Here is a 26,629-nt window from a genome sequence, read left to right on the forward strand (position 1 = left end):
CCGGCGGCCCGCCCCTCGGACCGCCGCCTCACCCCCTGGAGGTAGCCGTGACCACCGCCGACGGATGGGGGGACGACGTCTACCAGCCCGACGGATCCGAGATCCGCGAGGACACGGGACTTCTCGACGTGGAGGACACCCTGGAGTCCGACGGCGTCAGCGATCCCCTGGACCGGGGCTGGTCCCCGCCCGAGCGGCCGTGGGCCGTGGAGCACACCGGGGTCACCGCGGCGGAGGGCCACCGGGGCGAGACCCTGGACCAGCGGCTCGCCGAGGAGCTGCCCGATCCGGCCGCGCCGGACGGCGACGGCATCGGCGACTGTCAGGGCAGCGACGGCGAACTCCTGGACAACGAGGTCGGCGATCTGCGCTCCGGCCGCCTCGTGGCACCCGACGAGGGGTCGCACGAGGACGACGAGAACGGTCTCGTCGCCACCGACGTCGGCATCGACGGCGCCGGCGCCTCCGCCGAGGAGGCCGCGATGCACATCGTCGACGAGGACACCGCCTACGGCTGACGCCGAATCCCCCTGGTCGACCGCCCCGACCACCCTGCCCGCATCATCCGCCTTGTCCGCCTTGTTCGAGGAGCCGCCATGCAGCAGGACAAGCACCCCGACTACCACCCCGTGGTCTTCCGCGACCGCGCCGCCGGATACGCCTTCCTGACCCGGTCCACCGCGACCAGCGACCAGACCATCGACTGGGACGACGGCGAGACCTACCCGGTGGTCGACGTGGAGATCTCCTCCGAGAGCCACCCCTTCTACACCGGGAAGGCCCGCACGGTGGACACCGAGGGCCGTGTCGCCGCGTTCGAGCGGCGCTACGGAGGCGGCTCCGGGGAGGCCGGCTGACCCTGGGGCCCGTGCGGTCAGATCACGTTCAGTGCGGCCGCGCAGCCTATGCCGCCCAGCACCATGAACACGGGCATCAGCACCCTGAGCTCGACCCAGCTGCCCGCGCGGAACCGCATCACCTTCGGCGGGCCCAGCGGGTACCAGCGCTTGCGGCCGATCGGGATGGGCCACAGGATCGGGCAGCCGGAGACGGTCAGGGCGTCCCCGATGTCGTGCACCAGCGCCCCCAGCACCACCGGCAGCCCCAGCCACAGGTACTCCTGGCCGGGCTGGGTGAACAGCCAGTCCGAGCCGTTGCCCGGCTTGTCCAGGACGCCCGCCAGGATCCAGGCGCTGGTCGCCGCGAGCAGCCACACCAGCACGTCGCTGCTGGAGCCGCGGGCGGCCCGCCACAGCAGGCCCTCGATCGCCAGCACCATGTGCGCGAAGAGGATCGCCAGCACCGCCCAGCGGCCGCCGAGGATCGCCGCGGCGGAACAGCCCCCGCCGATCAGCGCCGCCCACACCCAGGTGTGGGTCAGCGTGCGGTGCCCGCCGGAGCGGCGCGGGTCGCCCGGCTTCCGGGTCGACTTGTAGACGGCGTAGGAGAGCTTGTCGACGATCTCGCAGAGCCAGCGTGACAGCGGTCCGAAGGCACGCGAGATGGTGGCGGCCTTGTGGTCGAGGTCCGGGGCGAGCGCGGCACCGGCGCAGATCAGTGCCCCGACCAGGAGCACCGGCCAGGGCATCCCGTGCCCGGCCGCGGCGGCCGCGGCTCCGACGCCGAGCCAGGCGGCGGCTCCCGACAGTGAGTGTGCTGGTCCCATCATGGCCGCTGTGCGCCCCATTCCTCGTGTGCCGCTGTCCAGTTGACCGGGTGCGATGACGCTCCGTCGGCGACACAGCATAGGGGTCTTGATCTTCGGGCTCGCAGCCGATTCCCCCCTCGGGGGTCGGGCCAGGCAAGATGGGTGCGTGACCCTCATCGATCGACTGCCGCCGACCGCCGACCCCGACGCCCTGTACGAAGCCTTCGAGTCCTGGGCTCAGGAGCGCGGTCTCACGCTCTACCCCCACCAGGAGGAGGCGCTGATCGAGGCGGTCTCCGGGGCGAACGTGATCGTGTCGACGCCGACCGGCTCCGGGAAGAGCATGATCGCCGCGGGCGCGCACTTCGCCGCCCTGGCCCGGGACGAGGTCACCTTCTACACGGCGCCGATCAAGGCGCTGGTGTCGGAGAAGTTCTTCGAGCTGTGCAAGATCTTCGGCACCGAGAACGTCGGCATGCTCACCGGCGACGCCTCCGTGAACTCCGACGCACCCGTCATCTGCTGCACCGCCGAGGTGCTCGCCTCCATCGCCCTGCGCGACGGCAAGCAGGCGGACGTCGGCCAGGTCGTCATGGACGAGTTCCACTTCTACGCCGAGGGCGACCGCGGCTGGGCCTGGCAGATCCCGCTCCTCGAACTGCCGCAGGCGCAGTTCATCCTGATGTCCGCCACCCTCGGCGACGTCTCCTTCTTCGAGAAGGACCTCGCCCGCCGCACCGGCCGCCCCACCTCGGTGGTCCGCTCGGCGACCCGCCCGGTACCGCTGTCCTACGAGTACAAGTTCACCCCGCTCACCGAGACGCTCACCGAACTGCTGGAGAGCAGGCAGGCGCCGGTGTACATCGTGCACTTCACGCAGGCTCAGGCGGTGGAGCGGGCGCAGGCGCTGATGAGCATCAACATGTGCTCGAAGGAGGAGAAGGAGCAGATCGCCGAACTGATCGGCAACTTCCGCTTCACCACCAAGTTCGGCCGCAACCTCTCCCGGTACGTCCGGCACGGCATCGGCGTCCACCACGCCGGCATGCTGCCCAAGTACCGGCGGCTGGTGGAGAAGCTCGCCCAGGCCGGTCTGCTGAAGGTCATCTGTGGCACCGACACCCTGGGCGTGGGCGTCAACGTGCCCATCCGCACGGTGCTGTTCACCGCCCTCACCAAGTACGACGGCAACCGGGTGCGCACGCTGCGCGCCCGTGAGTTCCACCAGATCGCCGGCCGGGCCGGCCGGGCCGGATTCGACACGGCCGGGCTGGTGGTCGCGCAGGCGCCCGAGCACGTCATCGAGAACGAGAAGGCGCTGGCGAAGGCGGGCGACGACCCGAAGAAGCGCCGCAAGGTGGTGCGCAAGAAGGCGCCGGAGGGCTTCGTCGCCTGGACGGAGACCACGTTCGAGAAGCTGATCACCTCCGAGCCGGAGCCGCTGGCATCGCGCTTCCGGGTGACGCACACCATGCTGCTGTCGGTGATCGCCCGCCCGGGCAACGCGTTCGAGGCGATGCGTCATCTGCTGGAGGACAACCACGAGCCGCGCAAGCAGCAGCTGCGGCACATCCGCCGGGCGATCGCCATCTACCGTTCGCTCCTCGACGGCGGCATCGTCGAGAAGCTGGACGAGCCGGACGCCACCGGCCGTATCGTCCGCCTCACGGTCGACCTCCAGCAGGACTTCGCGCTCAACCAGCCGCTGTCCACGTTCGCCCTCGCCGCGTTCGAGCTCCTCGACCCCGAATCGCCGTCCTACGCCCTCGACATGGTGTCCGTCGTCGAGTCCACCCTGGACGATCCGCGGCAGATCCTGGTCGCCCAGCTGAACAAGGCGAAGGGCGAGGCGGTGGCCGCGATGAAGGCGGACGGCGTCGAGTACGAGGAGCGCATGGAGCGCCTCCAGGACGTCACCTACCCGAAGCCCCTGGAAGAGCTGCTCTTCCACGCCTACGACACCTACCGCAAGAGCCACCCGTGGGTCGGCGACCATCCGCTGTCGCCGAAGTCGGTCATCCGGGACATGTACGAACGGGCCATGTCCTTCACCGAGTTGGTGTCCTTCTACGAGCTGGCCCGCACCGAGGGCATCGTGCTGCGCTACCTGGCGAGCGCGTACAAGACGCTGGACCACAACATCCCCGACGACCTCAAGTCCGAGGATCTGCAGGACCTCATCGAGTGGCTGGGCGAGATGGTCCGCCAGGTCGACTCCAGTCTGCTGGACGAGTGGGAGCAGCTCGCCAACCCGGAGGAGATGACCGCCGAGGAGGCCCAGGAGAAGGCCGACGAGGTCAAGCCGGTCACCGCCAACGCGCGCGCCTTCCGGGTCCTGGTCCGCAACGCGATGTTCCGCCGCGTGGAGCTGGCCGCCCTGGACCACGTCGACGAACTGGGCGAGATGGACGCGGAGTCCGGCTGGGACGCCGACGCCTGGGGCGAGGCGATGGACAAGTACTGGGACGAATACGAGGACCTGGGCACCGGTCCCGACGCGCGCGGTCCCAAGCTGCTCGTGATCCAGGAGGAACCGCAGAACGCGCTGTGGCGCGTCCGCCAGATCTTCGACGACCCGAACGACGACCACGACTGGGGCATCAGCGCGGAGGTCGACCTGACGGCCTCCGACGCCGAGGGCCGCGCGGTCGTCCGCGTCACCGATGTCGGCCAGCTCTGATCCGGCCCGTTCCGACCTCAGGAGAACCCCACCCATGACGAACCCGGCCGAGAGACTGGTCGACCTCCTCGACCTCGAGCAGATCGAGGTCAACATCTTCCGTGGCCGCAGTCCCCAGGAGTCCATCCAGCGGGTCTTCGGCGGCCAGGTGGCGGGCCAGGCGCTGGTCGCCGCCGGCCGCACCACGGAGGCCGACCGCCCGGTGCACTCGCTGCACGCGTACTTCCTGCGACCGGGCCGGCCCGGCGTGCCGATCGTGTACCAGGTCGAACGGATCCGGGACGGGCGGTCGTTCACGACGCGCCGGGTCACCGCCGTGCAGCAGGGCCGCACGATCTTCAATCTGACCGCCTCCTTCCACAAGCCTGAGGTGGGAGCTTTCGAGCACCAGCTGCCGCCGGCCCGCGAGGTGCCGCACCCGGAGTCGCTGCCGACGCTCGCCGAGGAGATCCGCAAGTATCTGGGCGAGCTGCCCGAGCAGTTGGAGCGGATGGCCCGCCGCCAACCCTTCGACATCCGTTATGTCGACCGGCTGCGCTGGAATCACGAGGAGATAGCGGGCGCCGAACCGCGCAGCGCGGTGTGGATGCGCGCGGTCGGTCCGCTGGGTGACGATCCGCTGGTGCACACCTGCGCGCTGACCTACGCCAGCGACATGACCCTTCTGGACGCGGTGCGGGTTCCCGTCGAGCCCCTGTGGGGGCCGCGGAACTTCGACATGGCCTCGCTGGACCACGCCATGTGGTTCCACCGGCCGTTCCGTGCCGACGAGTGGTTCCTGTACGAGCAGGAGTCCCCCATCGCCACGGGTGGCCTGGGACTGGCCCGCGGGCGGGTCTACGACCTGGAGGGGCGGCTGCTGGTGTCGGTCGTCCAGGAGGGGCTGTTCAGGGCCTTGTAGTGCAGACGCAGCCAGCGGCGCAGGCCGCGCGGCCGCCCCGGTCGGGCCGGTGCCGGGTGCGGCGGTCGCGGGGCGGCGGTGTGCGGCTGCTCGGCAGGGCGGGGCGCGGGCCGGAACGTGCGGGCCTCCGCCACGGCCCGTGCCAGGTCGTTCCGGAACCAGTCGATCTCGTCCGGCTCGTCAGCCGTCATCAGCTCCTCGGCGAGCAGCGCGGTGGGCGAGCCCGGTGTGCCGTGGGCGGGCGGGGCCGGCCGGAGGGCCTTCACACAGGCACGCTCGTGAGGATCCGTCAGAGCCTCGTCGATCTCGTCGGGGTCCAGAAAGCCGGCCACCGCCCCGGCCCGCTCCCACGGCCCGTCCGCCTCCCTGAGCAGGAAACCGCAGTGGCGTCCGCGCCAGTTGCGGGGCCGCCGGTCCGCTCCCGCCCTCAGCCGGTCACGCAACTCCTCGGGCGTACGGCCGCTGAGCAGCGGCGCGTTCTTCTCGTCGGCCGCGAACCGCCGTAGCTCCTCGGCCAGGTAGAGCCAGACCACGGCCCGATAGCGGTTCGGGTACCAGTTCACGGGGGTCACCAGGCCGAGTTTCGCGAAGCGGGTGAACCTGCCCGCCGAGATCTCCATCAGGGCCGCGCCCTCGGTCGTACCGACGGCTCGTACGCTCTCGCGGAGGGACTCCGCCCGGTCCTGGAGCCGCTCGATCTCGGCCCGGGTGACACGCCGGCCTCCGCCGCCGCCCTCGTCGGGTACTGTGCGGATCCGGCCAAGATGTACCGCGAGGTCGAACTCGCCTCGCCTGAGGCCCAGTTCACGGGCGGCGCGGCTGAACGTGCGGCTGAGCGGGCGGGGTCGGGCGATGGTGGTGCCGGCCATGGTCGTACTCCCCCGTGGAGCGGGTGGCTCGCGCCGGATGCGCTCGCCGTGGAAAAACCGTAGCCGCTCCGGCGGATCTCCTGGCGGGCCTGTGGACAACTCCGCGACAGGGGGTGAAACAGCAGGTCAGAGGTCCACTGTGGAGGAACGCTCCGACTGTCGGGCGTCCACACCGAGGTGTTCGCCGACCCGGTTGACGAGCAGCGTCATCTCGTAGGCGATCTGGCCGATGTCCGCTTCCGCGCCGCTGAGCACGCACAGACAGCTGCCGGTTCCGGCGGCGGTGACGAACAGGACCGCGTCGTCGTACTCGATCATCGTCTGGCGGACCTGGCCCGCGCCGAAGTGCCGTCCGGAGCCCTTGGCGAGGCTGTGCAGCCCGGAGGCGACGGCGGCCAGATGCTCCGCGTCCTCCCGGCGAAGGCCGGTGCTCGCTCCCGTGACCAGCCCGTCGTTCGACAGGACCAGCGCGTGCCGTACGTGCTCCACGCGCTCGGTCAGGTCGTCGAGCAGCCAGCCGAGTCCCTGGTTCTGCGCCATGTCGTAGCGTCTCCCCGTGTGCCGTCTCCCCCTGGCTGGAGGATCTCCCCGCCAGCCTTCCCCACCACCGGCGTCCGGGCAAGGAGGATGGGGACATGGCACAGAAGATGACCGACGAGGAATGGCGGGCGTTCGTCTCGCACGGCACCCGCACCGGCAAGCTGTCCACCGTCAACGCCGACGGCAGCCCGCACGTGGCCCCCGTCTGGTTCCTGCTGGACGGGGACGACCTGGTCTTCAACACCGGCAAGGACACGGTGAAGGGGCGCAATCTGACCCGCGACGGGCGGGTCGCCCTGTGTGTGGACGACGACCGGCCCCCCTTCCATTTCGTGGTGCTGAACGGGCGCGCCCGGCTGTCGGAGGAATCGGGTCCGTTGCGTGACTGGGCCACCCGGATCGCGGCCCGCTACATGGGAGAGGACAGCGCGGAGGAGTTCGGCGCCCGCAACGGCGTCCCGGGCGAGCTGCTGGTCCGGGTCACCGTGGAGAAAGTGGTGGCGCTCAAGGACCTCACGGGCTGACGCTCAGCCCACCGAGTCGAGGAGCCGGGCGGTGTGCATCCGCCCGGCGTACTCGACGAGTCGGATCAGCACCTCCTTGCCGGAGTCCCGGTCGCGGGCGTCGCACAGCACCACGGGCGTGCCCTGGTCCAGGTCCAGAGCACGGGAGACGTCACGCGCGCCGTAGCTCCGGGCGCCGACGAAGCAGTTGACGGCGACGACGAACGGGATGTGCCGGTGCTCGAAGTAGTCGACCGCCGGGAAGCAGTCCTCCAGGCGGCGGGTGTCGGCGAGGACGACGGCGCCGAGGGCTCCCTGCGACAGCTCGTCCCAGAGGAACCAGAAGCGGTCCTGGCCCGGGGTGCCGAAGAGGTAGAGGGAGAGCCCGGAGCGGATGGTGATGCGGCCGAAGTCCATGGCGACGGTGGTGGTGACCTTCTGGTCCACGCCGTCCGTGTCGTCCACCAGCTGGCCGGCTTCGCTGAGCATTTCCTCGGTGCGCAGCGGCCGGATCTCGCTGACGGCGCCGACCAGGGTCGTCTTCCCGACGCCGAAGCCGCCGGCGACCAATATCTTGAGCGCCATGGCCGACGTGTCGTCGTCGGCGGGCTCGGAGTACTCGGAGACCATGATCACTTCTCTCGTGAGGGCCGGCTACGGACGACATGCTCAGCAGGCTCGGAGGGCCGGGGACACCGCTCGGGCTTCGCGAGGCGCTGCCCGGGCTCGACGCGACGCCGGTCGGTCCGGTCGGGACGCGAAGCCAGCATCATGACAACCGTCGGCCCTTCGCGGGCGGTTGGACCGGAACGCGTCTGTTCTGACCGGGGCGTGCCCGGTTGGTTCCGGATGCTCATCTACAGTGCCCGCAATCCCGCGATGACCTCGCGCAGAATCCGTTCGTCGGGAAGCTGGGCCGGTGGCACCGGACGGCTCACGGTGACGCAGCCCAGTTCCAGCAGATCGCCCAGGAGCACCCGGACCACGCCCACCGGAAGGTCAGCGCCGGCGGCGAGTTCGGCGACGGACTGCGTCTCCACCCGGCACAGGTCGATCAGCGCCCGGTGTTCGGGGCCGAGCGCGGTGTCGTCGTCGACGCCGGGCGCTCCCGGGTCCAGCGTGACCAGGGCGATCAGGTCGAACCGCACTCCGGTGGGGCCGGGTCTGGTGCGGCCGCCGGTCATGGCGTAGGGACGGACGAGGGGGCCGGCCTCGCCGTCGTACCACTGGCTGCCCGGCTCGCGCGCGGCGTCGGTCGTGTACTCGGTCATCGGTGACGCTTCCGGCTCATCCGGCGGCGGGCGGCCGGGCGGCCATCCGCGGCGCTGTGTAGAGGTGCTCGCCGACGCGCTTGACCAGGCGCGCCATCTCGTACGCGACCAGGCCGATGTCGGCGGTGACGGCGGTGAGCACGGCGAGGCAGGAGCCGTCGCCGGCGGCGGCCACGAAGAGGAAGGCGTCGTCCATCTCGACCATGGTCTGGCGCACCCCGCCTGCCCCGAAGTGCCGTCCCGTGCCCTTGGCGAGGCTGTTGAAGCCGGAGGCGACGGCGGCGAGGTGCTCGGCGTCCTCACGCCCGAGGGCGGTCGAGGCGCCGACGGCCAGGCCGTCGTTGGACAGCACCACCGCATGCCGTACTTCCTCGACCCGCAGCACCAGGTCGTCCAGCAACCAGTCGAGTTCGCCGGAGTGGCGGTCGGCCCTCATGCTCGGGTCCTGGATCATGCGCGGTCTCCTTCGGTGCTGTCGGTGCCCTCTTCGGGTTCCGGAACGGCTGCCCGGCCGGGTTGCCTGCCGCCGCCGCGCGCCCAGCCGTCGCGGTAGGCCGTCATGCGGTCGCGGACGACTTCGGGGGTTCGCTCGTCCTCGCGCCGGGCGGGCGCGGGTTCCTCGTTGCGTGGATCGCGCAGTTGGGGGGCGAGGCTCGCCTGCCGCACGCGGCGCGGGAGGTCGTCGTCGGGTGCGGAGTCGTGCGGTGGGCGGTGCGGCCTCAAGGTCGTGACTCCGGGGGGTGGTGGCTCGGGCGCCGGGCGCGGGGTGGTGTGGGTGGTGGCGAGAGCGGGACGGGCGGCCGGCCCGGCGGCGGGTGGAAGGGCGGTGCCCGGCACGCGCGCGTACTCGCGTTCCGGTGCCTGTTCGAGGCCGGCCGCCGGACGGCCGGAACGTTCCGCCGTACCACCGTGCAGCAGGGCCTTCGGCAGCAGCACCACCGCGGTGGTGCCGCCGTAGGGGGAGGTGCGCAGGTGCACCTTGATGCCGTGGCGGGCGGCGAGCCGGCTGACGACGAAGAGGCCGAGCCGGTCGCTGTCGAAGAGGTCGAGGGCCTCGGACTGCTCGATGCGGCGGTTGGCCTCGGCGAGGGTCTCCTGGCCCATGCCGAGTCCGCGGTCCTCGACCTCCAGGGCGTAGCCGTTGCCGACGGGTTCCCCGGAGACCCGCACGCGCGTGTGCGGCGGTGAGAACTGGGCGGCGTTTTCCACGACCTCGGCGAGCAGGTGGGTGAGGTCGGCCACGGCCGCGCCGATGACGGCCGCCTCGGGGAGCTGGCGTACCTCCACGCGCGCGTAGTCCTCTACTTCCGACACCGCGGCCCGTACGACGTTGGTCAGGGAGACCGGCATGCGCCAGGCCCGGCCGGGGGCCGCCCCGGAGAGGATGATCAGGCTCTCCGCGTGGCGGCGCATACGGGTGGTGAGGTGGTCCAGGCGGAAGAGGTCGCTCAGCTCGTTGGGGTCGTCGGAGCGGCGTTCCATGCTGTCCAGCAGGCTCAGCTGGCGGTGGACCAGGACCTGGCTGCGGCGGGCGAGGTTGACGAACACGCCCGAGATGCCGCTGGCGAGTTCGGCTCGCTCCACGGCGGCGCGCAGGGCGGCGCGGTGGACGGTGCCGAGGGCCTCCGCCACCTGTCCGGTCTCGTCCTCCGCGGGCGGCCCCGAGGGTGCCTCCGCGCGGATGTCGATCTCCTCGCCGCCGCGCAGCCTGCGCATCGCCTCGGGGAGCTTGCGCCGGGCGATCTCCAGAGCACTGTTGCGCAGGCTCACCAGCTCGACCACGAGGCCGCGGCCGATGCGTACGGAGATGACGAGCGAGGCGGCCACGGCGAGGAGACCGAAGACGACGGCCGCTCCGGCGGGAGTGAGCAGACCGCGCGCGAACGGATCGGCCCGCCCCGCGACCACGTGGGCCGTGCCGGTCTGGATGGTCTGCATTCCGTCCTGCACGCGCGCGTGCGCGATGTTCCAGGTCGCTTCCGGGGCCGCGTCGAGCGCCTTGGCTCCGGGTTGGCTCGCGAGGATCCTGTCCTCGGCGGCGCCCAGCGCGGTGTAGTCGTCGCCGCCGGCGAGCCGGCGCCAGGCGGTGCGCTGCGCGCCGGGCAGGTCGGCGACGGCCGCGTCGGTCAGGACACGGCGGGAGCCGACGGCACCGGAGAACAGGCGCAGCCGCTCGCCGTCCAGGCCGCCGGTCTGCCGGGCGCCGGCGAGGACCGCGTCCTCCTGGGCCAACGCCTCTCCCGCGCGGGAGAATTCGAGCAGCACGCGCGCGTCGGCGCCCATGTCGTCGGCCTGGACCCCGGTGAGGGCACCGTCCACGGCGAAGGCCGTGTCGATGGTCTGTGTGTACCGCTCGTAGGTCTCGTCCCAGCCGGCGCCCCGGTTCCGAACCGCCGTCCGCAGGGTGCGCAGTTGCTCGGCGCCGGTGACGAAGGTCCGCAGGCGCCGGGCGACGTCGGAGGGCAGCTCCTCGCTGTCGGCGACGGTGCTTCCCCTGCCGAGCCGCAGCTCGGCGACGGCCTGGTCGGTACGGGCGCCGAGGCTCTTGAGGGCACCGGCCTGTTCGGCGGTGGGGTCGGTCGCGTACCGGACGGCTGCGGTGCGCTCGGCCTGGAGCGCGGCGACGGCGGCGGCGACCGGGGTCCGCAACGCGGCGTCGACGCGCTGGGACTGGCGCAGCCGGGAGACGTCCTGTGCGGTGCTGACCGTGGCGTACGCCCACAGGGCGAGCAGGGACATGACCGGCACCATGAGCAGGCAGACGACCTTGGCCCGCACGGTCCGGGGGCGGATCCGCCAGCCTCCGCCGGGCGGGTTGTCGGCCGCGGTGCCGACGACGTCGTCGGCCGGTTCCTCGGCGGGTGGTCCTGCGTGCGCGCGACGGCCGCGCGGCGGGCGCGGGGACGGTGTCTGCGGGCCTGCTGTGGGGGTCCTACGCGGTGTACGCATGGCCTCCTCGCTCGGGAGTGGGTCGGGGCGCATCGGGGCCGGTGCCGGTCGGCGCGTGGCACTCGGCCGGGGCGGCCGCGGGCTGGGCCGGGTCAGCGTGCGGCGCTGGTGACGGGCCGCTGGGCCGAGGCGGACGCCTCGCGCTCCCCGGCCGTGGGCGAGAGTGCGACGAAGGCCGAGGTGAGGAACAGATAGGACCCGAGCCCGACGGCCAGGGGGAAGATGAACTGCATCGCCGTCGCCCCGGGCAGGGGGGTGCCGGAGGGCGTGACGTGCACGCTGACCGCGAACATCCCGGTGTAGTGCATGCTGCTGACGGCCGCCCCCATGACCAGGGAGGCGATGGTGACCGCCACGGGTGACTTGATGTTGAGCGCCGCCCACAGGGCCGCGGTCGCGGCGGCCACCGCGATGAGCACCGAGAGCCCGACGAGCATCGGGTCGTAGTGCACGTCACCGTGCAGCCGGACCGCCGCCATGCCGAGGTAGTGCATGCTGGCGACGCCCAGGCCGGTGGTGAGCCCGCCCAGCAGAAGTGCTCGGTTGCGGTCACGGCTGTAGCCGACGGCGAAGACGCCGGCGGTGACCACGATGACGGCGACGAGCAGGCTGAGGATGGTCAGCGGCACGTCGTAGCGGATGTCGGTGCCGCTGACGCCGAAGCCGAGCATGGCCACGAAGTGCATGGTCCAGATGCCGGTCCCGAGCGCGGAGGCCGCGGTGAGGAGCCAGTTGCGGCGCGAACGGCCGGTGCTGCCGAGCGCGCGGACGGTGCAGCGCAGACCCAGTGCGGCGCCTATGCACGCCATGACGTACGACAGCACGGGGGTCAGCCAGCCGAAGGTGGCGTGGTCCAAGTGTCCCATGGCCAAGGGACGCTAGGGGGCACGGAAGCACAAAGGGGGCGCATTTCGAAAGGTGTTGCAATATGACCCGGAGATGTGTCGGAACGATCGGGTCCGGCTCGAACGTGCGCGCAGGTTCGTCCTCCGTGATGGTGAGGGAACATGCGGAACATGAGCGATGACCACACGCACGTCCGGGAGTTCTTCACCGCGCGAGCGGCCGACTGGGACACCAAATTCCCCGACGACGGTCCCGCGTACGCGGCGGCCGTGACCGAGTTGGGGCTGCGCTCGGGTGACCGCGTGCTCGACGCGGGCTGCGGCACGGGCCGCGCGCTGCCACCGCTGCGCGCGGCCGTGGGGCCCTCGGGCGCGGTCCTCGGGATGGACCTGACCCCGGCGATGCTCCAGGCCGCCGTGCGGGCCGGCCGACACCGTGACGGGCGCCTGCTGCTCGCCGACGTGGCCGCGCTGCCGGTGCGCTCGAAGTCCCTCGACGCCGTGTTCGCCGCGGGTCTGATCGCTCACCTGCCCCGGCCCGCCCGTAACCTACGGGAGTTGGCGCGCGTGGTCCGCCCCGGCGGCATGCTCGCCCTGTTCCATCCCATCGGCCGGGCCGCCCTGGCGGCGCGTCAGGGACGGCGGATCACGTCCGACGACCTGCGCGCGGAGGGCAACCTCGGTCCCCTGCTCGCCGGCTCGGGCTGGCACATGGCCTCGTACGTGGACGAGGACGCCAGGTTCCTCGCGCTGGCGGTCCGCGGAGGCTAGCCGGCGACCGCCGCGGCGAAGACTTCGGGACGGTCGAACATGACGTCGTGCCCGGCGCCGGGCACCGTCACCACCGGCACTCCGGACGCCTCCGGCACTCCGGACGCCTCCGGCCGCTCCCGCCCGGCGGGTTCACCGCTGAGCTCGCCCTGGAGGCCGAGGCCGGCCGAGGCATCCCGAGCGGGCCCTCTTCTGTCGCCGGGACTTCAACTCTACGTTCGGTAGGGAACGACGAATGTTCGCAAGCGACACCCGACAGGAAAGGTGGCCGGCGTGTTCGACCGGATGCGCAAGTACGCGGACAGATTTCGTGGCACCGGGGGCGCGGAAACGCCGGAGCCGCGCAAGAAGCGTGCACACAACTTGTTCGAGGCCGCGGCCGCCTATGTCGCGGCCCGCGCGGAGGACGACCAGGACCGGCTCGAGGAGGCGGCGGGCTGGGTGTCGCCGGAGGCGCTGTCGTTCGGGGTGAGCGCACTGGCCTGCCGTGCCGTCGTGGCACTGGCGCGGGAGCGCGAGGAGTCGCCGCGGACGGTGGCGCGCGACCTCCTCGGGCTGCCGGTCGCCTGAAGCTTCGCCCCGCCGAGGTCGTTTCGTCCCCTCCCGGTGGAAAACTGCAGCTCCGGGTGTGGTGGCCGGTCGTGACAACGGCCTTCCGCTCACACTAGGGTGCGCGCCGTTGGACGAACGACATGGGAGGCAGGCATGGCCGGGACGGACGAGGAGGCCCTCGCCGCCGCGGACGAGGCGCTGTACGTGCTCACAGCGGTGCTGCTCACGCCGGCGCAGTTTCCGAGCGTGCTGGGCGACGACTACCCGGAGGCTTGCGCGGCGCTGGAGCTGGCGCCGCTCGCCGACGGCTACGGACTGGTGCTCGGCCAGGACGGTGGCGGGGCGCGCTGGACGGTCGTCGTCGACGACGTCTCGCTGGTCGCAGTCGCGATCGCGTCCTGGGACTGCGGCATGGAGCACGACCTCTCCCCGGACGAGCGCACGGTGGTCGCCGCCCTGCCCGGCTGGCCGCTCGCGGTCGCCGTGGCGGCCCCGAACGTGCCGGCGCCGCACGATCCCGGCCCGGAGATCGCGGACCGAGTCCCGCTGACCCCGCCGGACACCAGTTCCTGGGGCCCGGCGCAGCGGAGGCTGGGCGCGGACGAGATCGCCCTCCAGTGGGCGGTCTGGCGGGAACAGATCGGCGCCGACCACTTCCCGGCGCCGACAGCCGCAGCGCCGGAAGCCGCCGAGGACGCCCCCGGGGAGGGCGAGGCGGCCGCGAAGGGTCACCTCGGTATCCGGCGTGTGCTGGCCGAGGCACGGGCCTATGTGGACACGCCTCCGCCGCTCGGCCGGGTCCGCTCGTCGTTCGCCCCGGGCGACGCACGTACGCTGCGCGCCGACGGGCCCGGCTGGTCGATGGTGGCCCGCACCGACGACATCGCCTTCGTGCTTCTCGACGAGGAGCCCGGCGAGGTCCTGCCCGTCGGCCGGGGCCCCGAGCTCCCCGGCCTCCTGGAGGCCCTCGACAAGATGGCCGTACGGCCTCTGTGAGCCCTCCCGGGCCGCATCCCCGCCCAGGGGACCGCGGCCTCGGGCGGGTGCCTCAGCGGCCGATCTCCTTGCGCGTGACCCTGCGCAGCCTGCGGCGCTGCGAGGGGTCGAGGGTGAGGTAGGCGGCCACCGGGACGCCGACCACGATCAGGAACGTCACCCACCAGGGCAGCCATATCAGCAGGATGAGCCCGACCGCCACACCTCCTGCGGCGATCTTCGCGTTCTTCGACATCAGCGTCGCCTCCTTCGCGGCCACTGCCGCTCTCTGATCTGAAAACGGGCCCGCGCCTCCCGCGGTTCCGGACCGCGGCCCTGAGACATCCCTGACGAGCGACCCCTACTGGTCCCTGATACCGGGACTGGTCCCTGGTACCGGGGTCGAACAGCTTGTGAAGCACTCCCGCTTCAGCGTAGCCACTCCCGGTCGGCTGCCGGGACGGGCGGTTCTGCGATTGCCGGTCCGCGCCCGTCGGCGGAAACGGTGACCGGCCGGCGAAGGTCACCCCGGGAGCGAGGGCAGCAGTGAGTCCAGACCGCTCGGCAGCCGGCTGCGGAGTTCCGACGGCCAGTCCGTGGGGAGGTTGCTCGGCAGTCCCGACGGCAGGCTGCTCGGCAGTCCCGACGGCAGGCTGCTGGGCAGCTCCGTCGGGAGGCTGAAGGAGGGTTGTGAGGTGCCGGATGTGGTCGGGCTGCTCGTGGTGGACCTGTCGCCGGGGGAACCGTCGCCGCCGGACATCATCAGGACGACGGCGACGACGGCCGCGGCGGCCACCAGCAGGACCAGGACCGCGTACAGCGGACCCCTGCGCCGGCGGGGCGGCTCCGGGGGCGGCCCCGGCGTCCAGCCGACGGCGGTGGGCGGGTCGTGGTCCCCGAAGCCCCCTCCCGCGGGTGGCCCGAAGCCCCCTCCGGAGGGTGGTCCGAAACCTCCGTACGGGGGCGGGTCGTAGCCGCCGTCCGGGGGCGGGGTGCCGTTCGGCGGGCCGGGCGGGCCGGGCGGGCGGGGCGGTACGGGTGGCATGGCCATACCGCCAAGAGTCACCGCGTACCGGTCACCGCGCGAGCCCCGCGCGGGAGTTGATACGGACTCATGCAACGGATGGCACGATTCCGGAGCATTTCCCGCGCGGACCGTCGCACCGGCTTTCCCGCGCGGACCGTCGCACCGGCTTTCCCGCACGGACCGTCGCACCGGCTTTCCCGCACGGACCGTCGCACCGGCTTTCCCGCACGGACGGTCTCACGAGCGCGGGCAACCCTTACGGCCGCGGTCAGCGCAACCGCGGCATCGCGACGTCGGCGACGCATCGACACGCGCGCGTGCGGGCGTTCGCTCCGAGAGCCGCCCCCACGCGCGCGAAGGTGTTCAGCCCCGGGCGCCCAGCAGGTGGTCCATCGCCAGCTGGTCGAGCTGTTCGAAGGCCATCCCACGTGCGGCGACCGCGTCCGCGTCGAACTCCTCGAAGGCCGTGCGGTCGGCGAGGAGCGCCTGCAGGCCGTCGGCGGCCGTCGGCTGGGCCAGCTCGTCCAGGCGGGAGGCGCGCAGGGCCTCCTGAACCTCCGGGTCCGCGCGGAAGGCGGCCGCGCGCTCCTTGAGGATCAGGTAGTTGCGCATGCAGCCGGCGGCAGAGGCCCACACGCCGTCGAGGTCCTCGGTGCGCGGCGGCTTGAAGTCGAAGTGCTTCGGGCCCTCGTAGCCGGCGCTCTCCAGCAGGTCGACCAGCCAGAAGGCGGCCCGCAGGTCACCGGCGCCGAAGCGCAGGTCCTGGTCGTACTTGATGCCGGACTGGCCGTTGAGGTCGATGTGGAAGAGCTTGCCCGCCCACAGGGCCTGCGCGATGCCGTGCGGGAAGTTCAGGCCGGCCATCTGCTCGTGGCCCACCTCGGGGTTGACGCCGTACAGCTCGGGGCGCTCGAGGCGCTCGATGAAGGCGAGCGCGTGGCCGACGGTGGGGAGCAGGATGTCGCCGCGGGGCTCGTTCGGCTTGGGCTCGATGGCGAAGCGCAGGTCGTAGCCCTGGGAGGTGACGTACTCGCCGAGGAGGTCGAAGGCCTCCTTCATGCGGTCGAGAGCGACGCGCACGTCCTTGGCGGCGCCGGACTCCGCGCCCTCGCGGCCACCCCAGGCGACGTACGTCTTCGCGCCCAGCTCGGCGGCCAGGTCGATGTTGCGGACGGTCTTGCGCAGCGCGTAACGGCGCACGTCACGGTCGTTCGCGGTGAACGCGCCGTCCTTGAAGACGGGGTGGGTGAAGAGGTTGGTGGTGGCCATCGGCACCGTCATACCGGTCGCGTCGAGGGCCTGACGGAAGCGCTTGATGTGCGATTCGCGCTCGGTGTCCGAGGACCCGAAGGGGATCAGGTCGTCGTCGTGGAACGTCACACCGTAGGCGCCCAGTTCGGACAGGCGCTGCACCGTCTCGACCGGGTCGAGGGCGCGGCGGGTGGCGTCGCCGAACGGGTCCCTCCCCTGCCAGCCGACGGTCCACAGGCCGAAGGTGAACCTGTCCTCGGGGGTGGGCTGGAAGCTCATGCCGCGGCTCCTTGCTTGATGCCTGTGCTGGGTGAGTGTGCTCGACGTCGGTCGGACACACGGTCGGGCCGACTATTTCGTCATGGCCGTTTACAAATTAGTATGCCGACGCATCCCTGGGAAGGGTCACCCTGTCCCCGAGGGATGAAATCCGGGTCGCGACACCCCGGTGAACCAGGAAAACTGCAGGTCAGGCCAGACCGCGAGACGCGGAAAAAAGGGAGAGAGCCCGATGTCAGCAGCCGAGGGTCCGCTCGTCGTCGGCGTGGACACGTCCACGCAGTCCACCAAAGCGCTGGTGGTCGACGCGTCCACCGGCCAGGTCGTGGCGAGCGGCCAGGCGCCGCACACCGTGTCCTCCGGTGCGGGCCGGGAGAGCGATCCGCGTCAGTGGTGGGACGCGCTGTGCGAGGCGCTGCGCCAGTGCGGGGACGCGGCGCACGAAGCGGCGGCCGTGTCGATCGGCGGGCAGCAGCACGGTCTGGTCACGCTCGACGAACGGGGCGAGCCGGTGCGGCCGGCCATGCTGTGGAACGACGTCCGTTCGGCGCCTCAGGCGCGGCGGCTGATCGAGGAGCTGGGCGGCCCGAAGACCTGGGCGGAGCGCACCGGCAGTGTTCCGGGCGCGTCGTTCACGGTCACCAAGTGGGCCTGGCTGGCGGAGCACGAGCCGGAGGCGGTCCGTGCGACCAGGGCCGTGCGGCTCCCCCACGACTACCTCACCGAGCGCCTCACTGGACAGGGCACGACCGACCGCGGTGACGCCTCCGGCACCGGCTGGTGGGCGTCGGCGACCGAGGCGTACGACGAGGAGACCCTCGCACACGTGGGCCTGGACCCGGCGTTCCTGCCCCGGGTGGTCCGCCCCGGCGAGATCGCCGGCACCGTGCGCGACAGCCACGAGCTGCCGTTCTCCAAGGGCACCCTGGTCGCGCCGGGTACGGGCGACAACGCGGCGGCCGCGCTGGGGCTCGGGCTGCGTCCGGGCACGCCCGTGCTGAGCCTCGGCACGTCGGGCACGGTGTATGCGGTCTCGAAGCACCGTCCTGCCGACCCGACCGGTACCGTCGCGGGCTTCGCCGACGCGCACGGCGACTGGCTGCCGCTCGCCTGCACGCTGAACTGCACCCTCGCGGTCGACCGGGTCGCGGCGCTGCTCGGCCTGGACCGCGAGGCCGTCGAGCCCGGCACCTCGGTCACGCTGCTCCCGTACCTGGACGGCGAGCGCACGCCGAATCTGCCGAACGCCTCCGGGCTGCTGCACGGCCTGCGCCATGACACCACCGCCGGGCAGCTGCTGCAGGCCGCCTACGACGGCGCGGTGCACGCCCTGCTCGGCGCCCTGGACCTGGTGCTCGACGCGGACGCCGACCGGACCACGCCGCTGCTGCTGATCGGCGGCGGCGCCCGGGGCCGGGCCTGGCAGGAGACGGTACGGCGGTTGTCGGGGCGCCCGGTGCAGGTGCCCGAGGCCAAGGAGCTGGTCGCCCTCGGCGCCGCGGCGCAGGCGGCCGGGCTGCTGACCGGCGAGGACCCGGGGGCGGTGGCCCGGCGCTGGAACACGGCGGCGGGACCGGTGCTGGACGCGGTGGAGCCGGACACGGCGGCGCTGGCCAGGATCTCCGGGGTACTCTCCGACGCGGCCCCGCTGCTGGAGCGGGCGCCGGAGGACCGCTGACCGCACGGGAGACAGGTCGCAGGACCGTCCAGGGGACTGAGGATTGATCAACGCATGACCGCACCGCTGCACGAGGCCCGCCCGACGGCGACCGGCCGCGCCCTGCCGGACACCCAGCAGGGCATGCGCCGGCGCAACCTCGCGCGCGTGATGCACGCGGTCAGCGCCGAGGGTTCACTGTCTCGGGCCGCGGTCGCCTCCCGCATCGGCCTCACCAGAGCGGCCGTGTCGACCCTCGTCGACGAGCTGATCCGCTGGGGGCTCCTGGAGGAACTTGGCCCCGAGCGGCCCAGCCGCGTCGGACGGCCGGGCTCGGCGCTCGCGGTGAGCCGGCGCGGCCCGGCCGGCATCGGGGCGGAGGTCGGGGTCGACCATCTCGCCGTGTGCGCGGTGGATCTGCGCGGTGAGGTACGCGCGCGTGCCGTGCGGCACGGCGCGAACCGGGGCCGGGCGGCCAAGCCGGTGGTCGAGGAGCTGACCGAGCTGGTCCGGCGGGTCGTCGCGGACGCGGAACGGGAAGGCCTGTGGCCGGCCGGTCTCGCGGTCGCCGTCCCCGGCCTGGTGGCCCGTGACGGGCACACGGTCGTCCACGCCCCGAACCTCGACTGGCACGACACCGACCTCGGCGCGCTGCTGCCTGCGGACCTCCCGCCGACGGTGGACAACGAGGCCAACTTCGGCGCCCTGGCGGAGCTGTGGCTCGGCGATGCCACCCCACCGGACTTCCTGCATGTCTCCGCGGAGATCGGTATCGGCGCGGCGGTCGTCGTGGACGGTCAGTTGCTGCGTGGGAAGCGGGGTTTCGCGGGCGAGCTCGGCCATGTGCCGGTCCACCCCGACGGGCCGCGCTGCGCCTGCGGCGGGCGCGGATGCCTGGAGCAGTACGCCGGTGAGGAGGCGGTGCTGCGCGCGGCCGGTCTCGAACCCCGCGAGGACGCGGTGGGCCTGCTCGCGCAGCGGGCGGGCGAGGACCACGAGGGAGTACGGCGCGCCCTGTACGACGCCGGAACGGCCCTCGGTATCGCCCTGACCGGCGCCGTCAACCTCCTCGACCCCGAGACGGTGGTCCTGGGCGGTGCCCTGGCCGGCCTCGCCCCGTGGCTCCTCCCGTCCCTGGAGACCGAACTGGCCGACCGCACAACCGGTCCGGCCTGCCCGGTCACCGTGTCCCGCCTCGGCTCCGAGGGCCCCCTGCTGGGCGCCGCCCACTCGGTGGTCCGTGCCGTACTGGACGACCCGGCGACGGTGGCGGAACGGGTCTGAGGACCGGCCGCCCCAGCCGATCCGAACACAGGCCGCCCGGCCGGTGCGATCTGACCGCCCAGCCGGTCCTCAGGCCTGGCTTCCCAGCCAGCCCTCAGGCATGGCCGCCCAGCCGGTCGGACGCGTGGCCGCCCAGCCGGTCCGAGGCCTGGCCGCCCAACCAGTCCTAGGCCCGGCGGCCCAGCCGGTCCGGCGCCTCGCCGGCGCCCGGCCGACTGGCGATCACCCGCGGTCGACCGGGCGTCCCCCGCTTCTTGCCTCACCCGTTCGGGTGGCGAGGTTTTCCACAACCGCCGCCCCGTCCACGGAATCACTCGGCGCTCTTCTGCCCAACCCGCCAGCGCCGTACCGTGATTCACGCGAAGCGGTCCGTGGGACCGATGGGTTCACGCACGTCGGGGGGTGTGTATGACCGAGGAGATGCCCGGAGCGGCGGACGCAGGGCTGCGGCGGGACGCGGTCGGGCTGCGGGAGGTGCTGTTCCAGAGCGTCACGGCGATGGCGCCCGCGGCTGCCGTCGCCGCGTCCATTCCGTCGGGGGCGGCCTTCGCCGGAGGCAGCCTGCCGCTGGCGGTGGTGGTCGCTCTGGTGGCCTGTCTGTTCACCGCGTCCTGTGTGGCCGAGCTGGCCCGGGAGTTACCGGCGGCGGGCTCCGTGGCCACCTACGCCGCGCGCGGGCTGCATCCGGCCGTCGGGTTCCTGGTCGGCTGGGGCTATGTGTTCGTGGAGGCGCTGGTACCGCCGTTGCTGCTGCTCCAGCTCGGGTTCACCGCGGCGGGCACCCTGCACGAGGAGTGGGCCTCCTGGCCGGCCGATCTGTGGTGGCCGTGGTCGCTCGCGGGCGCCGCCGTCATAGCCGTCACCGGGTATCTGGGGGTGCGTGCCTCGGCGCGTTTCGGGACGGTGCTCGGGGTCTTCGAGATCGCGGTCTTCCTCGTCTTCGCCATCTGGCTGATCGGCAAGGCCGGTTCACACAACACCCTCTCCGTGTTCGGTACCTCGCACACGGCGAAGGGGTACGGGGGCATCAGCGGGGTGTTCGCCGGTTCCGTCTACACCGTGCTGGCGTTCGCCGGTTTCGAGGCGGCCGCGCCACTCGCCGAGGAGACCCGCGACCCGCGCCGCACGATGCACCGCGCGGTGCTCGGCGCGGCCCTGGGGATCGGCCTGTTCTACGTGGTGACGACCTATGCGATGACCGTGTACTTCGGGCCGGACCGGTTCGCCGGCTTCGGCGCGGCGGGCGACGCGTCCTGGGAAGGTGTCGCCCGGGCCTCCTTCGGGCTCTTCTGGGTGCTGGTGTTCCTCGCCGTGGTCAACTCGACGATCGCCAACGCCAACGCCTGTGCCAACGTGTCCACGCGGACCGCCTTCGCGCTCGCCCGCATCCGGGTGCTGCCGCGCGTCCTCGCCACGCTCCACCCCCGGTACCGCTCCCCCGTCGCCGGAATCGCCGTCCAGACGGTCGTGGCGGTCGGCGCCGTGCTGGGGCTGGGCTTCGGTTACGACCCGGTGACCGCGTTCCTGCTGCTGGCCACGGTGATCGTCACGGTGGTCATCGGCGTCTACATCGTCGTCAACCTCGCCTGTGCGGGCTACTTCCTGCGCCGCGGTCGCGAGTCCCTCCGCCCGGTACGGCACCTGCTCCTGCCGCTGCTGGGCATCGTGGCCTTCGTGCCCGCCCTGCTCACCGCCGCCGGTCTGCCCGTCTTCGACTTCGTGACGAAGCTGACGGCCCCGGTGTCGTACGCCGGTCCGGTGGTCGGCATCTGGATGGCGGCCGGAGTGGTCGTGCTCCTGGTGCTGATACGCCGTCACCCCGAGCGCATAGCCGAGACGGCGCGTGTCCATCTCGAAGAAGGCGACGCCCGAGCAGACGCCGTCGACCGGCGGAACGGAGACCTCCCGCGATGACCGACCCCCTCATCCTCACCGTCCGGCCCGGACCGGGCGAGTACGCGTGGACGTTCGGCGGAGCGCCGCCGGTGGCGCGGATCGCGCCCGGCACCGTGCTCGACCTGTACACGGAGGACTGCTTCGCCGGCCGGGTGCGGTCCGAGAAGGACCTGGTGTCCGAGGTGTGCGAGTTCCCGTTCCTCAACCCGCAGACCGGGCCCTTCCACATCGAGGGCGCGGAGCCCGGGGACACCGTCGCCGTGCACTTCGTGTCCATCGAACCGGCGCGGGACTGGGCGGCCTCCACGACGGTCCCCCTGTTCGGCGCGCTCACCTCGACACACGCCACGGCCACCCTGCAGCAGCCGCTCCCGGAGAAGGTCTGGATCTGGCAGCTGGACCGGACCCGGCGCACCGCCCTGTTCCGGGCCCATGAGGGCGATATCGAGCTGGAGCTGCCGCTGGACCCGATGCACGGAACGGTCGGCGTGGCCCCCGCCAACCTGGAGGTCCGCTCGGCCCTGGTGCCCGACGCACACGGCGGGAACATGGACACGCCCGAGATGCGGGCGGGTGTCACCTGCTATCTCGGGGTGAACGTGGAGGGCGCGCTGCTCAGTCTCGGCGACGGACACGCCCGGCAAGGCGAGGGCGAGACGTGCGGGGTGGCCGTCGAGTGCGCGATGAACACCGTGGTGATCGTGGAGCTGCTGAAGGGAATCGCGACGCCCTGGCCCCGGCTGGAGTCGGACACGCACATCGTCTCGACGGGGTCGGCGCGTCCGCTGGAGGACGCATTCCGGATATCGCAGCTCGACCTGGTGCAGTGGCTGGTGCGCGACTACGGATTCGCCGAACTGGACGCCTACCAGTACGCGACTCAGACGGTGGAATCGCCGTTGGCCAACGTGTGCGACACCAACTACACGTGTGTGGCCAAGCTCCGCAAGGAGTGGCTGCCCGCGCGCGAGACTTACCGCGGACTGCACGCGCGGCTGCGCGAGACCGCGGCGGCCCTGCACCGCTGACCGCGACTCCCCATGCTTCAGGCACGCTTCCGAAAGGCACCTCATCCATGGACCGGGCACGACCGCTCCCCAGCAGGCGACTGCTCATGAAGGGCGCGGCCCTCGCCGCAGTCCCGTACGCGCTGCTCCCCGCGGGCCGCGCGGGCGCGCGCACCGGAGTCGTCGACTACCCGAAGGCCGAGTGGCAGGCGGCGAGCGGTGAGAACCGCACGTCGGCCCAGCGTCCCGACGAGTACGACATCGACCGGGTGATCATCCATGTCACACAGCAGGCGTACGCCGGCACCCTGTCCATCTTCCAGAACCCGAAGAAGCGGGTGTCCGCGCACTATCTGGTGCGTTCGGCCGACGGCCATGTGGCGCAGTGCGTCAGGGAGTCGGACGTCGCCTGGCACGCGGGGAACTGGGACTACAACACACGCAGCGTCGGCATCGAACACGAGGGCTGGGTGACCAAGCCGGAGTACTTCACCGAGGCCCTGTACGCGGAGTCGGCGCGGCTGACGGCGTCGATCTGCGACAGATACGGCATCCCGAAGGACCGCGACCACATCATCGGCCATGTCGAGGTGCCGGGGACCGACCACACGGATCCGGGAAAGTACTGGGACTGGGTCCGGTACATGAGACTGGTCGGCCTGTCCTCGGAGTGAGAGCGAGCCAAGGCGGTCGAAACGGTTGTCGGCGCGAACACCCCGAGTGACGATGTCCCCAGTCGCATCGCCGTCCGGGGAGGCCCAGTTGACCGATCCGTGGGTGGCCCTGGAGCCGGGGGCCGACCCTGCCGAGCGCGTCCGGGTGCTGCGCCGGGCGCACGAGACGTTCACCACGGCGGGTACGGTGCCGCGCCCGGTGCGGTCGGTGGTGGCGGAGTCGTGGCGGCGTTCGGCACGTGCCGGAGTGGGACCGGACGGCGCGGCGCGGGTGGAGCTGACGGACGGCGACCTCGGGGCCTATCGGGCGGAGCACCCACTGGCCAGGGTGATGCCGCTGGTCCGGGAGCTGATGGGCACGTTCGCGGCGGACGGCGAGCATCTGCTGGCGGTGTGCGACGCGGACGGCAGGCTGCTGTGGGTGGAGGGGCATCCGGCGACCCGGCGGCGGGCGGACCGGATGAACTTCGTGCCGGGCGCGCTCTGGTCGGAGACCGCGGTCGGCACCAACGCGCCGGGGACGGCGGTGGCCGTGGACCGGCCGGTGCAGGTGTTCGCCGCGGAGCACTTCATCCGCCGGGTGCAGCCGTGGACGTGTGCGGCGGCGCCGGTGCACGATCCGCGCACCGGGCGGGTGCTCGGTGCCGTCGACATCACCGGCGGCGACCGGCTGGCGCATCCGCACAGCCTGGGCTTCGTACAGGCGGTGGCGCGGGCCGCCGAGTCGCAGCTGGCGCTGCTGGATCCGCCGACGCCCGCCGACGAGGCGCCCGCGCTGACGGCGCTCGGCCGTGACGAGGCCGAACTCCGGCTGGACGGGCACCGGATCAGGCTGGGCCGCCGGCACAGCGAGCTGCTGGTGCTGCTGTCCCGCCACCCGGAGGGACTGACCGGCGACGAGCTGCTGTACGCGCTGTACGAGGACGAGTCGGTGACGCCGGTGACGCTGCGGGCCGAACTGGCCCGGCTGCGGCGGCTGCTGGGGCCCGGGCTGCTCGCCTCGCGGCCGTACCGGCTGACCAGTCCGGTCGAGTCCGACGCGAGCGTCGTGGAGCGGCGGCTGGAGGCGGGGGCGGTGACGGCGGCCGTGACGGCGTACCCGGGTCCGTTGCTGCCCGGTTCGCAGGCGCCGGCGGTCGTACTGCTCAGGCAGCGGCTGGCGGACGGTCTGCGGGCCGCGCTGATCGCGAGCCGTGACCCCGATCTACTCGCGGACTGGGCGCACGCGGCGTGGGGCGAGGACGATGTCGAGGTGTGGCGGGCCCTGGCGACGGTACGGCCGACGGCGGTGGTCCGCAGCCGGTTGACCGCGCTGGAGTCCGAGTTGGCGGCGCCACCACGCTGACCTGCGGTGCAACGTGGGCGCAACCTCCGCTTGTCTAGCCTGCGCGCCGGAGCTGCCCAACGGCGGGCAGCGCATCTGCAAGGAGGCAGGCCACCATGACCCGTTACGCGGCGCCCGGCACCGAGGGCGCGATCGTCTCCTACCAGGCGCGCTACGACCACTTCATCGGCGGCGAGTACGTGCCGCCGGCCCGGGGGCAGTACTTCGAGAACCCGTCGCCGGTGAACGGGCAGCCGTTCACCGAGGTCGCGCGGGGCACCGCCGAGGACGTGGAGCGGGCGCTGGACGCGGCGCACGCGGCCGCGCCGGGCTGGGGCCGTACGTCGGTGACCGAGCGCTCCGACATCCTCCTCAAGATCGCCGACCGGATGGAGGCCTATCTCGAACCGCTCGCGGTCGCCGAGAGCTGGGAGAACGGCAAGCCGGTGCGGGAGACGCTGGCCGCGGACATCCCCCTCGCCATCGACCACTTCCGCTACTTCGCGGGGGCGATCCGCGCGCAGGAGGGTTCGCTCAGCGAGATCGACGACGACACGGTGGCGTACCACTTCCATGAACCGCTCGGGGTCGTGGCACAGATCATCCCGTGGAACTTCCCGATTCTGATGGCCACTTGGAAGCTGGCGCCCGCGCTGGCCGCCGGCAACGCCGTCGTCATCAAGCCGGCCGAACAGACTCCCACCTCCATCCACTACTGGATGAGCCTGATCGCGGACCTGCTGCCACCGGGCGTCGTGAACATCGTCAACGGCTTCGGCGTGGAGGCGGGCAAGCCGCTGGCGTCCAGCCCGCGGGTGGCGAAGGTGGCGTTCACCGGGGAGACCACCACCGGGCGGCTGATCATGCAGTACGCCTCGGAGAACATCAAGCCGGTCACCCTCGAGCTGGGCGGCAAGTCCCCGAACATCTTCTTCGACGACGTCTGGGCCCACGACGACGACTTCCGTGACAAGTCCCTCGAGGGCTTCACGATGTTCGCGCTCAACCAGGGCGAGGTCTGCACCTGCCCGTCCCGGGCCCTCGTCCAGCGCGGCCACTACGCCGAGTTCATGGCGGCGGCGGTCGCCCGCACCCAGCAGATCAAGCCGGGCCACCCCCTCGACACCGACACGATGATCGGCGCGCAGGCCTCCAACGACCAGCTGGAGAAGATCCTCTCCTACCTGGACATCGGCCGGCAGGAGGGCGCGAAGGTCCTCACGGGCGGCGAACGCGTCGAGTACGACGGCGAGTTGAAGGGCGGCTACTACGTCCAGCCGACGATCTTCGAGGGCGACAACCGGATGCGGATCTTCCAGGAGGAGATCTTCGGCCCGGTCGTGTCGGTGACGTCCTTCGACGACTTCGACGACGCGATCAAGATCGCCAACGACACGCTGTACGGCCTCGGCGCGGGCGTGTGGACCCGCGACGCCAACACCGCTTACCGCGCGGGCCGTGCGATCCAGGCGGGCCGGGTGTGGACGAACTGCTACCACGCGTACCCGGCGCACGCGGCGTTCGGCGGCTACAAGCAGTCCGGGATCGGCCGCGAGACCCACAAGATGATGCTGGACCACTACCAGCAGACGAAGAATCTTCTGGTGTCGTACTCGCCGAAGAAGCTGGGCTTCTTCTAGACGCAGAAAAGGGGCGCCTGACCAGGGCAGATGCCCGGCAGGCGCCCTTCTCGGCGCACATCTAAGCAGCGAGTCGAAACACGCCC

At 72.1% G+C, this 26,629-nt stretch carries 26 protein-coding genes; 15 read left to right on the forward strand and 11 right to left on the reverse strand.

Annotation, left to right across the window (positions count from 1 at the left end; translation table 11 throughout):
* Window positions 1–47: 47 nt before the first annotated feature.
* A complete protein-coding gene (locus tag ACWDGI_RS29950) occupies window positions 48–518 on the forward strand; it encodes a DUF5709 domain-containing protein (RefSeq protein ID WP_450764235.1) in 471 nt (156 codons plus the stop codon).
* Between the two features lie 78 nt (window positions 519–596).
* Window positions 597–857 (forward strand): type B 50S ribosomal protein L31, encoded by a 261-nt coding sequence (locus ACWDGI_RS29955; protein ID WP_450764237.1) that lies wholly within the window; start codon window positions 597–599, stop codon window positions 855–857.
* A 17-nt stretch (window positions 858–874) separates the two neighbouring features.
* Here ACWDGI_RS29955 and ACWDGI_RS29960 read toward each other — a convergent pair whose 3' ends face one another.
* Complete coding sequence (locus tag ACWDGI_RS29960) at window positions 875–1,669, reverse strand: metal-dependent hydrolase (RefSeq protein WP_450764239.1); 795 nt, start codon at window positions 1,667–1,669, stop codon at window positions 875–877.
* A 145-nt stretch (window positions 1,670–1,814) separates the two neighbouring features.
* Here ACWDGI_RS29960 and ACWDGI_RS29965 point away from each other — a divergent pair, with 145 nt between their 5' ends.
* Window positions 1,815–4,328 (forward strand): DUF3516 domain-containing protein, encoded by a 2,514-nt coding sequence (locus ACWDGI_RS29965; RefSeq protein WP_450764241.1) that lies wholly within the window; start codon window positions 1,815–1,817, stop codon window positions 4,326–4,328.
* 34 nt (window positions 4,329–4,362) lie between these two features.
* Window positions 4,363–5,229 (forward strand): acyl-CoA thioesterase, encoded by an 867-nt coding sequence (locus ACWDGI_RS29970; RefSeq protein WP_450764243.1) that lies wholly within the window; start codon window positions 4,363–4,365, stop codon window positions 5,227–5,229.
* Here ACWDGI_RS29970 and ACWDGI_RS29975 read toward each other — a convergent pair.
* Window positions 5,166–6,098 (reverse strand): DUF6397 family protein, encoded by a 933-nt coding sequence (locus ACWDGI_RS29975; protein ID WP_450764245.1) that lies wholly within the window; start codon window positions 6,096–6,098, stop codon window positions 5,166–5,168. The genes ACWDGI_RS29970 and ACWDGI_RS29975 overlap by 64 nt on opposite strands.
* Window positions 6,099–6,224: 126 nt before the next feature.
* The gene (locus ACWDGI_RS29980) at window positions 6,225–6,638 is read right to left on the reverse strand and encodes a roadblock/LC7 domain-containing protein (RefSeq protein WP_450764247.1); all 414 of its coding nucleotides are present in this window, start codon (window positions 6,636–6,638) and stop codon (window positions 6,225–6,227) included.
* Window positions 6,639–6,733: 95 nt separating this feature from the next.
* Here ACWDGI_RS29980 and ACWDGI_RS29985 point away from each other — a divergent pair, with 95 nt between their 5' ends.
* Window positions 6,734–7,162, forward strand: a complete 429-nt coding sequence (locus ACWDGI_RS29985; protein WP_450764249.1) for a PPOX class F420-dependent oxidoreductase — start codon at window positions 6,734–6,736, stop codon at window positions 7,160–7,162.
* Window positions 7,163–7,165: 3 nt separating this feature from the next.
* On the opposite strand, the gene ACWDGI_RS29990 is transcribed toward ACWDGI_RS29985, so the two are convergent.
* The 5 genes from ACWDGI_RS29990 to ACWDGI_RS30010 form a co-directional block, all read right to left on the reverse strand.
* The gene (locus ACWDGI_RS29990) at window positions 7,166–7,771 is read right to left on the reverse strand and encodes a GTP-binding protein (protein WP_450764251.1); all 606 of its coding nucleotides are present in this window, start codon (window positions 7,769–7,771) and stop codon (window positions 7,166–7,168) included.
* Window positions 7,772–7,998: 227 nt separating this feature from the next.
* A complete protein-coding gene (locus ACWDGI_RS29995; protein ID WP_450764253.1) occupies window positions 7,999–8,412 on the reverse strand; it encodes a DUF742 domain-containing protein in 414 nt (137 codons plus the stop codon).
* A 16-nt stretch (window positions 8,413–8,428) separates the two neighbouring features.
* Window positions 8,429–8,866 (reverse strand): roadblock/LC7 domain-containing protein, encoded by a 438-nt coding sequence (locus tag ACWDGI_RS30000; protein ID WP_450764255.1) that lies wholly within the window; start codon window positions 8,864–8,866, stop codon window positions 8,429–8,431.
* The gene (locus tag ACWDGI_RS30005) at window positions 8,863–11,361 is read right to left on the reverse strand and encodes a sensor histidine kinase (protein WP_450764256.1); all 2,499 of its coding nucleotides are present in this window, start codon (window positions 11,359–11,361) and stop codon (window positions 8,863–8,865) included. The genes ACWDGI_RS30000 and ACWDGI_RS30005 overlap by 4 nt, the downstream gene beginning before the upstream one ends.
* 92 nt (window positions 11,362–11,453) lie before the next feature.
* Window positions 11,454–12,227, reverse strand: a complete 774-nt coding sequence (locus ACWDGI_RS30010) for an MHYT domain-containing protein (RefSeq protein ID WP_450764258.1) — start codon at window positions 12,225–12,227, stop codon at window positions 11,454–11,456.
* 150 nt (window positions 12,228–12,377) lie between these two features.
* Between ACWDGI_RS30010 and ACWDGI_RS30015 the strand changes: the two genes are divergently transcribed.
* From ACWDGI_RS30015 to ACWDGI_RS30025, 3 genes are all read left to right on the forward strand, one after another.
* Window positions 12,378–12,977, forward strand: coding sequence for a class I SAM-dependent methyltransferase (locus tag ACWDGI_RS30015; RefSeq protein WP_450764260.1), 600 nt, complete (start codon window positions 12,378–12,380; stop codon window positions 12,975–12,977).
* Window positions 12,978–13,250: 273 nt separating this feature from the next.
* Window positions 13,251–13,547 (forward strand): hypothetical protein, encoded by a 297-nt coding sequence (locus ACWDGI_RS30020; protein ID WP_450764262.1) that lies wholly within the window; start codon window positions 13,251–13,253, stop codon window positions 13,545–13,547.
* A 135-nt stretch (window positions 13,548–13,682) separates the two neighbouring features.
* Window positions 13,683–14,525, forward strand: a complete 843-nt coding sequence (locus ACWDGI_RS30025) for a hypothetical protein (protein WP_450764264.1) — start codon at window positions 13,683–13,685, stop codon at window positions 14,523–14,525.
* Window positions 14,526–14,577: 52 nt separating this feature from the next.
* On the opposite strand, the gene ACWDGI_RS30030 is transcribed toward ACWDGI_RS30025, so the two are convergent.
* The 3 genes from ACWDGI_RS30030 to xylA form a co-directional block, all read right to left on the reverse strand.
* Window positions 14,578–14,760 carry a hypothetical protein gene (locus tag ACWDGI_RS30030; RefSeq protein WP_181809683.1) on the reverse strand — a complete coding sequence of 61 codons (183 nt, stop codon included), beginning with the start codon at window positions 14,758–14,760 and terminating at the stop codon, window positions 14,578–14,580.
* 267 nt (window positions 14,761–15,027) lie between these two features.
* On the reverse strand, window positions 15,028–15,555 hold the full coding sequence (locus ACWDGI_RS30035) for a hypothetical protein (RefSeq protein ID WP_450764266.1): 528 nt from the start codon (window positions 15,553–15,555) through the stop codon (window positions 15,028–15,030).
* 339 nt (window positions 15,556–15,894) lie between these two features.
* Entirely contained in the window at window positions 15,895–17,061 is a 1,167-nt protein-coding gene (gene xylA, locus ACWDGI_RS30040) for a xylose isomerase (RefSeq protein WP_450764268.1), read from the reverse strand.
* 232 nt (window positions 17,062–17,293) lie between these two features.
* Between xylA and xylB the strand changes: the two genes are divergently transcribed.
* The 7 genes from xylB (at window position 17,294) to adh (ending at window position 26,543) form a co-directional block, all read left to right on the forward strand.
* Window positions 17,294–18,739 carry a xylulokinase gene (gene xylB, locus ACWDGI_RS30045; protein WP_450764270.1) on the forward strand — a complete coding sequence of 482 codons (1,446 nt, stop codon included), beginning with the start codon at window positions 17,294–17,296 and terminating at the stop codon, window positions 18,737–18,739.
* 54 nt (window positions 18,740–18,793) lie between these two features.
* Window positions 18,794–20,002 carry an ROK family protein gene (locus ACWDGI_RS30050; protein ID WP_450764272.1) on the forward strand — a complete coding sequence of 403 codons (1,209 nt, stop codon included), beginning with the start codon at window positions 18,794–18,796 and terminating at the stop codon, window positions 20,000–20,002.
* Window positions 20,003–20,410: 408 nt separating this feature from the next.
* Window positions 20,411–21,916: an APC family permease gene (locus tag ACWDGI_RS30055; RefSeq protein WP_450764274.1), complete on the forward strand. Its 1,506-nt coding sequence runs from the start codon at window positions 20,411–20,413 to the stop codon at window positions 21,914–21,916.
* Window positions 21,913–22,926, forward strand: coding sequence for an acetamidase/formamidase family protein (locus ACWDGI_RS30060; protein ID WP_450764276.1), 1,014 nt, complete (start codon window positions 21,913–21,915; stop codon window positions 22,924–22,926). The genes ACWDGI_RS30055 and ACWDGI_RS30060 overlap by 4 nt, the downstream gene beginning before the upstream one ends.
* A gap of 47 nt (window positions 22,927–22,973) precedes the next feature.
* A complete protein-coding gene (locus ACWDGI_RS30065) occupies window positions 22,974–23,579 on the forward strand; it encodes an N-acetylmuramoyl-L-alanine amidase (protein WP_450764278.1) in 606 nt (201 codons plus the stop codon).
* 52 nt (window positions 23,580–23,631) lie between these two features.
* Window positions 23,632–24,924 carry a GAF domain-containing protein gene (locus ACWDGI_RS30070; RefSeq protein WP_450764280.1) on the forward strand — a complete coding sequence of 431 codons (1,293 nt, stop codon included), beginning with the start codon at window positions 23,632–23,634 and terminating at the stop codon, window positions 24,922–24,924.
* A gap of 95 nt (window positions 24,925–25,019) precedes the next feature.
* Complete coding sequence (gene adh, locus ACWDGI_RS30075) at window positions 25,020–26,543, forward strand: aldehyde dehydrogenase (RefSeq protein ID WP_450764282.1); 1,524 nt, start codon at window positions 25,020–25,022, stop codon at window positions 26,541–26,543.
* Window positions 26,544–26,629 lie beyond the last annotated feature (86 nt).

It is taken from the genome of Streptomyces sp. NPDC001220 (genome assembly GCF_053597895.1).

Bases quoted from the DNA above. Each gene is read 5' to 3' on its own strand.
- ACWDGI_RS30010 (WP_450764258.1), bottom strand. From the start codon at position 12,227: ATGGGACACTTGGACCACGCCACCTTCGGCTGGCTGACCCCCGTGCTG.
- ACWDGI_RS29980 (WP_450764247.1), bottom strand. From the start codon at position 6,638: ATGGCGCAGAACCAGGGACTCGGCTGGCTGCTCGACGACCTGACCGAG.
- ACWDGI_RS30005 (WP_450764256.1), bottom strand. From the start codon at position 11,361: ATGCGTACACCGCGTAGGACCCCCACAGCAGGCCCGCAGACACCGTCC.
- ACWDGI_RS30060 (WP_450764276.1), top strand. From the start codon at position 21,913: ATGACCGACCCCCTCATCCTCACCGTCCGGCCCGGACCGGGCGAGTAC.
- xylB (WP_450764270.1), top strand. From the start codon at position 17,294: ATGTCAGCAGCCGAGGGTCCGCTCGTCGTCGGCGTGGACACGTCCACG.
- ACWDGI_RS29990 (WP_450764251.1), bottom strand. From the start codon at position 7,771: ATGGTCTCCGAGTACTCCGAGCCCGCCGACGACGACACGTCGGCCATG.
- ACWDGI_RS29985 (WP_450764249.1), top strand. From the start codon at position 6,734: ATGGCACAGAAGATGACCGACGAGGAATGGCGGGCGTTCGTCTCGCAC.
- ACWDGI_RS29970 (WP_450764243.1), top strand. From the start codon at position 4,363: ATGACGAACCCGGCCGAGAGACTGGTCGACCTCCTCGACCTCGAGCAG.
- ACWDGI_RS29955 (WP_450764237.1), top strand. From the start codon at position 597: ATGCAGCAGGACAAGCACCCCGACTACCACCCCGTGGTCTTCCGCGAC.
- ACWDGI_RS30025 (WP_450764264.1), top strand. From the start codon at position 13,683: ATGGCCGGGACGGACGAGGAGGCCCTCGCCGCCGCGGACGAGGCGCTG.
- ACWDGI_RS29975 (WP_450764245.1), bottom strand. From the start codon at position 6,098: ATGGCCGGCACCACCATCGCCCGACCCCGCCCGCTCAGCCGCACGTTC.
- ACWDGI_RS30000 (WP_450764255.1), bottom strand. From the start codon at position 8,866: ATGATCCAGGACCCGAGCATGAGGGCCGACCGCCACTCCGGCGAACTC.
- ACWDGI_RS30030 (WP_181809683.1), bottom strand. From the start codon at position 14,760: ATGTCGAAGAACGCGAAGATCGCCGCAGGAGGTGTGGCGGTCGGGCTC.
- adh (WP_450764282.1), top strand. From the start codon at position 25,020: ATGACCCGTTACGCGGCGCCCGGCACCGAGGGCGCGATCGTCTCCTAC.
- ACWDGI_RS30055 (WP_450764274.1), top strand. From the start codon at position 20,411: ATGACCGAGGAGATGCCCGGAGCGGCGGACGCAGGGCTGCGGCGGGAC.
- ACWDGI_RS30015 (WP_450764260.1), top strand. From the start codon at position 12,378: ATGAGCGATGACCACACGCACGTCCGGGAGTTCTTCACCGCGCGAGCG.
- ACWDGI_RS30065 (WP_450764278.1), top strand. From the start codon at position 22,974: ATGGACCGGGCACGACCGCTCCCCAGCAGGCGACTGCTCATGAAGGGC.
- ACWDGI_RS29960 (WP_450764239.1), bottom strand. From the start codon at position 1,669: ATGATGGGACCAGCACACTCACTGTCGGGAGCCGCCGCCTGGCTCGGC.
- ACWDGI_RS30035 (WP_450764266.1), bottom strand. From the start codon at position 15,555: ATGGCCATGCCACCCGTACCGCCCCGCCCGCCCGGCCCGCCCGGCCCG.
- xylA (WP_450764268.1), bottom strand. From the start codon at position 17,061: ATGAGCTTCCAGCCCACCCCCGAGGACAGGTTCACCTTCGGCCTGTGG.
- ACWDGI_RS30070 (WP_450764280.1), top strand. From the start codon at position 23,632: ATGTCCCCAGTCGCATCGCCGTCCGGGGAGGCCCAGTTGACCGATCCG.
- ACWDGI_RS29995 (WP_450764253.1), bottom strand. From the start codon at position 8,412: ATGACCGAGTACACGACCGACGCCGCGCGCGAGCCGGGCAGCCAGTGG.
- ACWDGI_RS30050 (WP_450764272.1), top strand. From the start codon at position 18,794: ATGACCGCACCGCTGCACGAGGCCCGCCCGACGGCGACCGGCCGCGCC.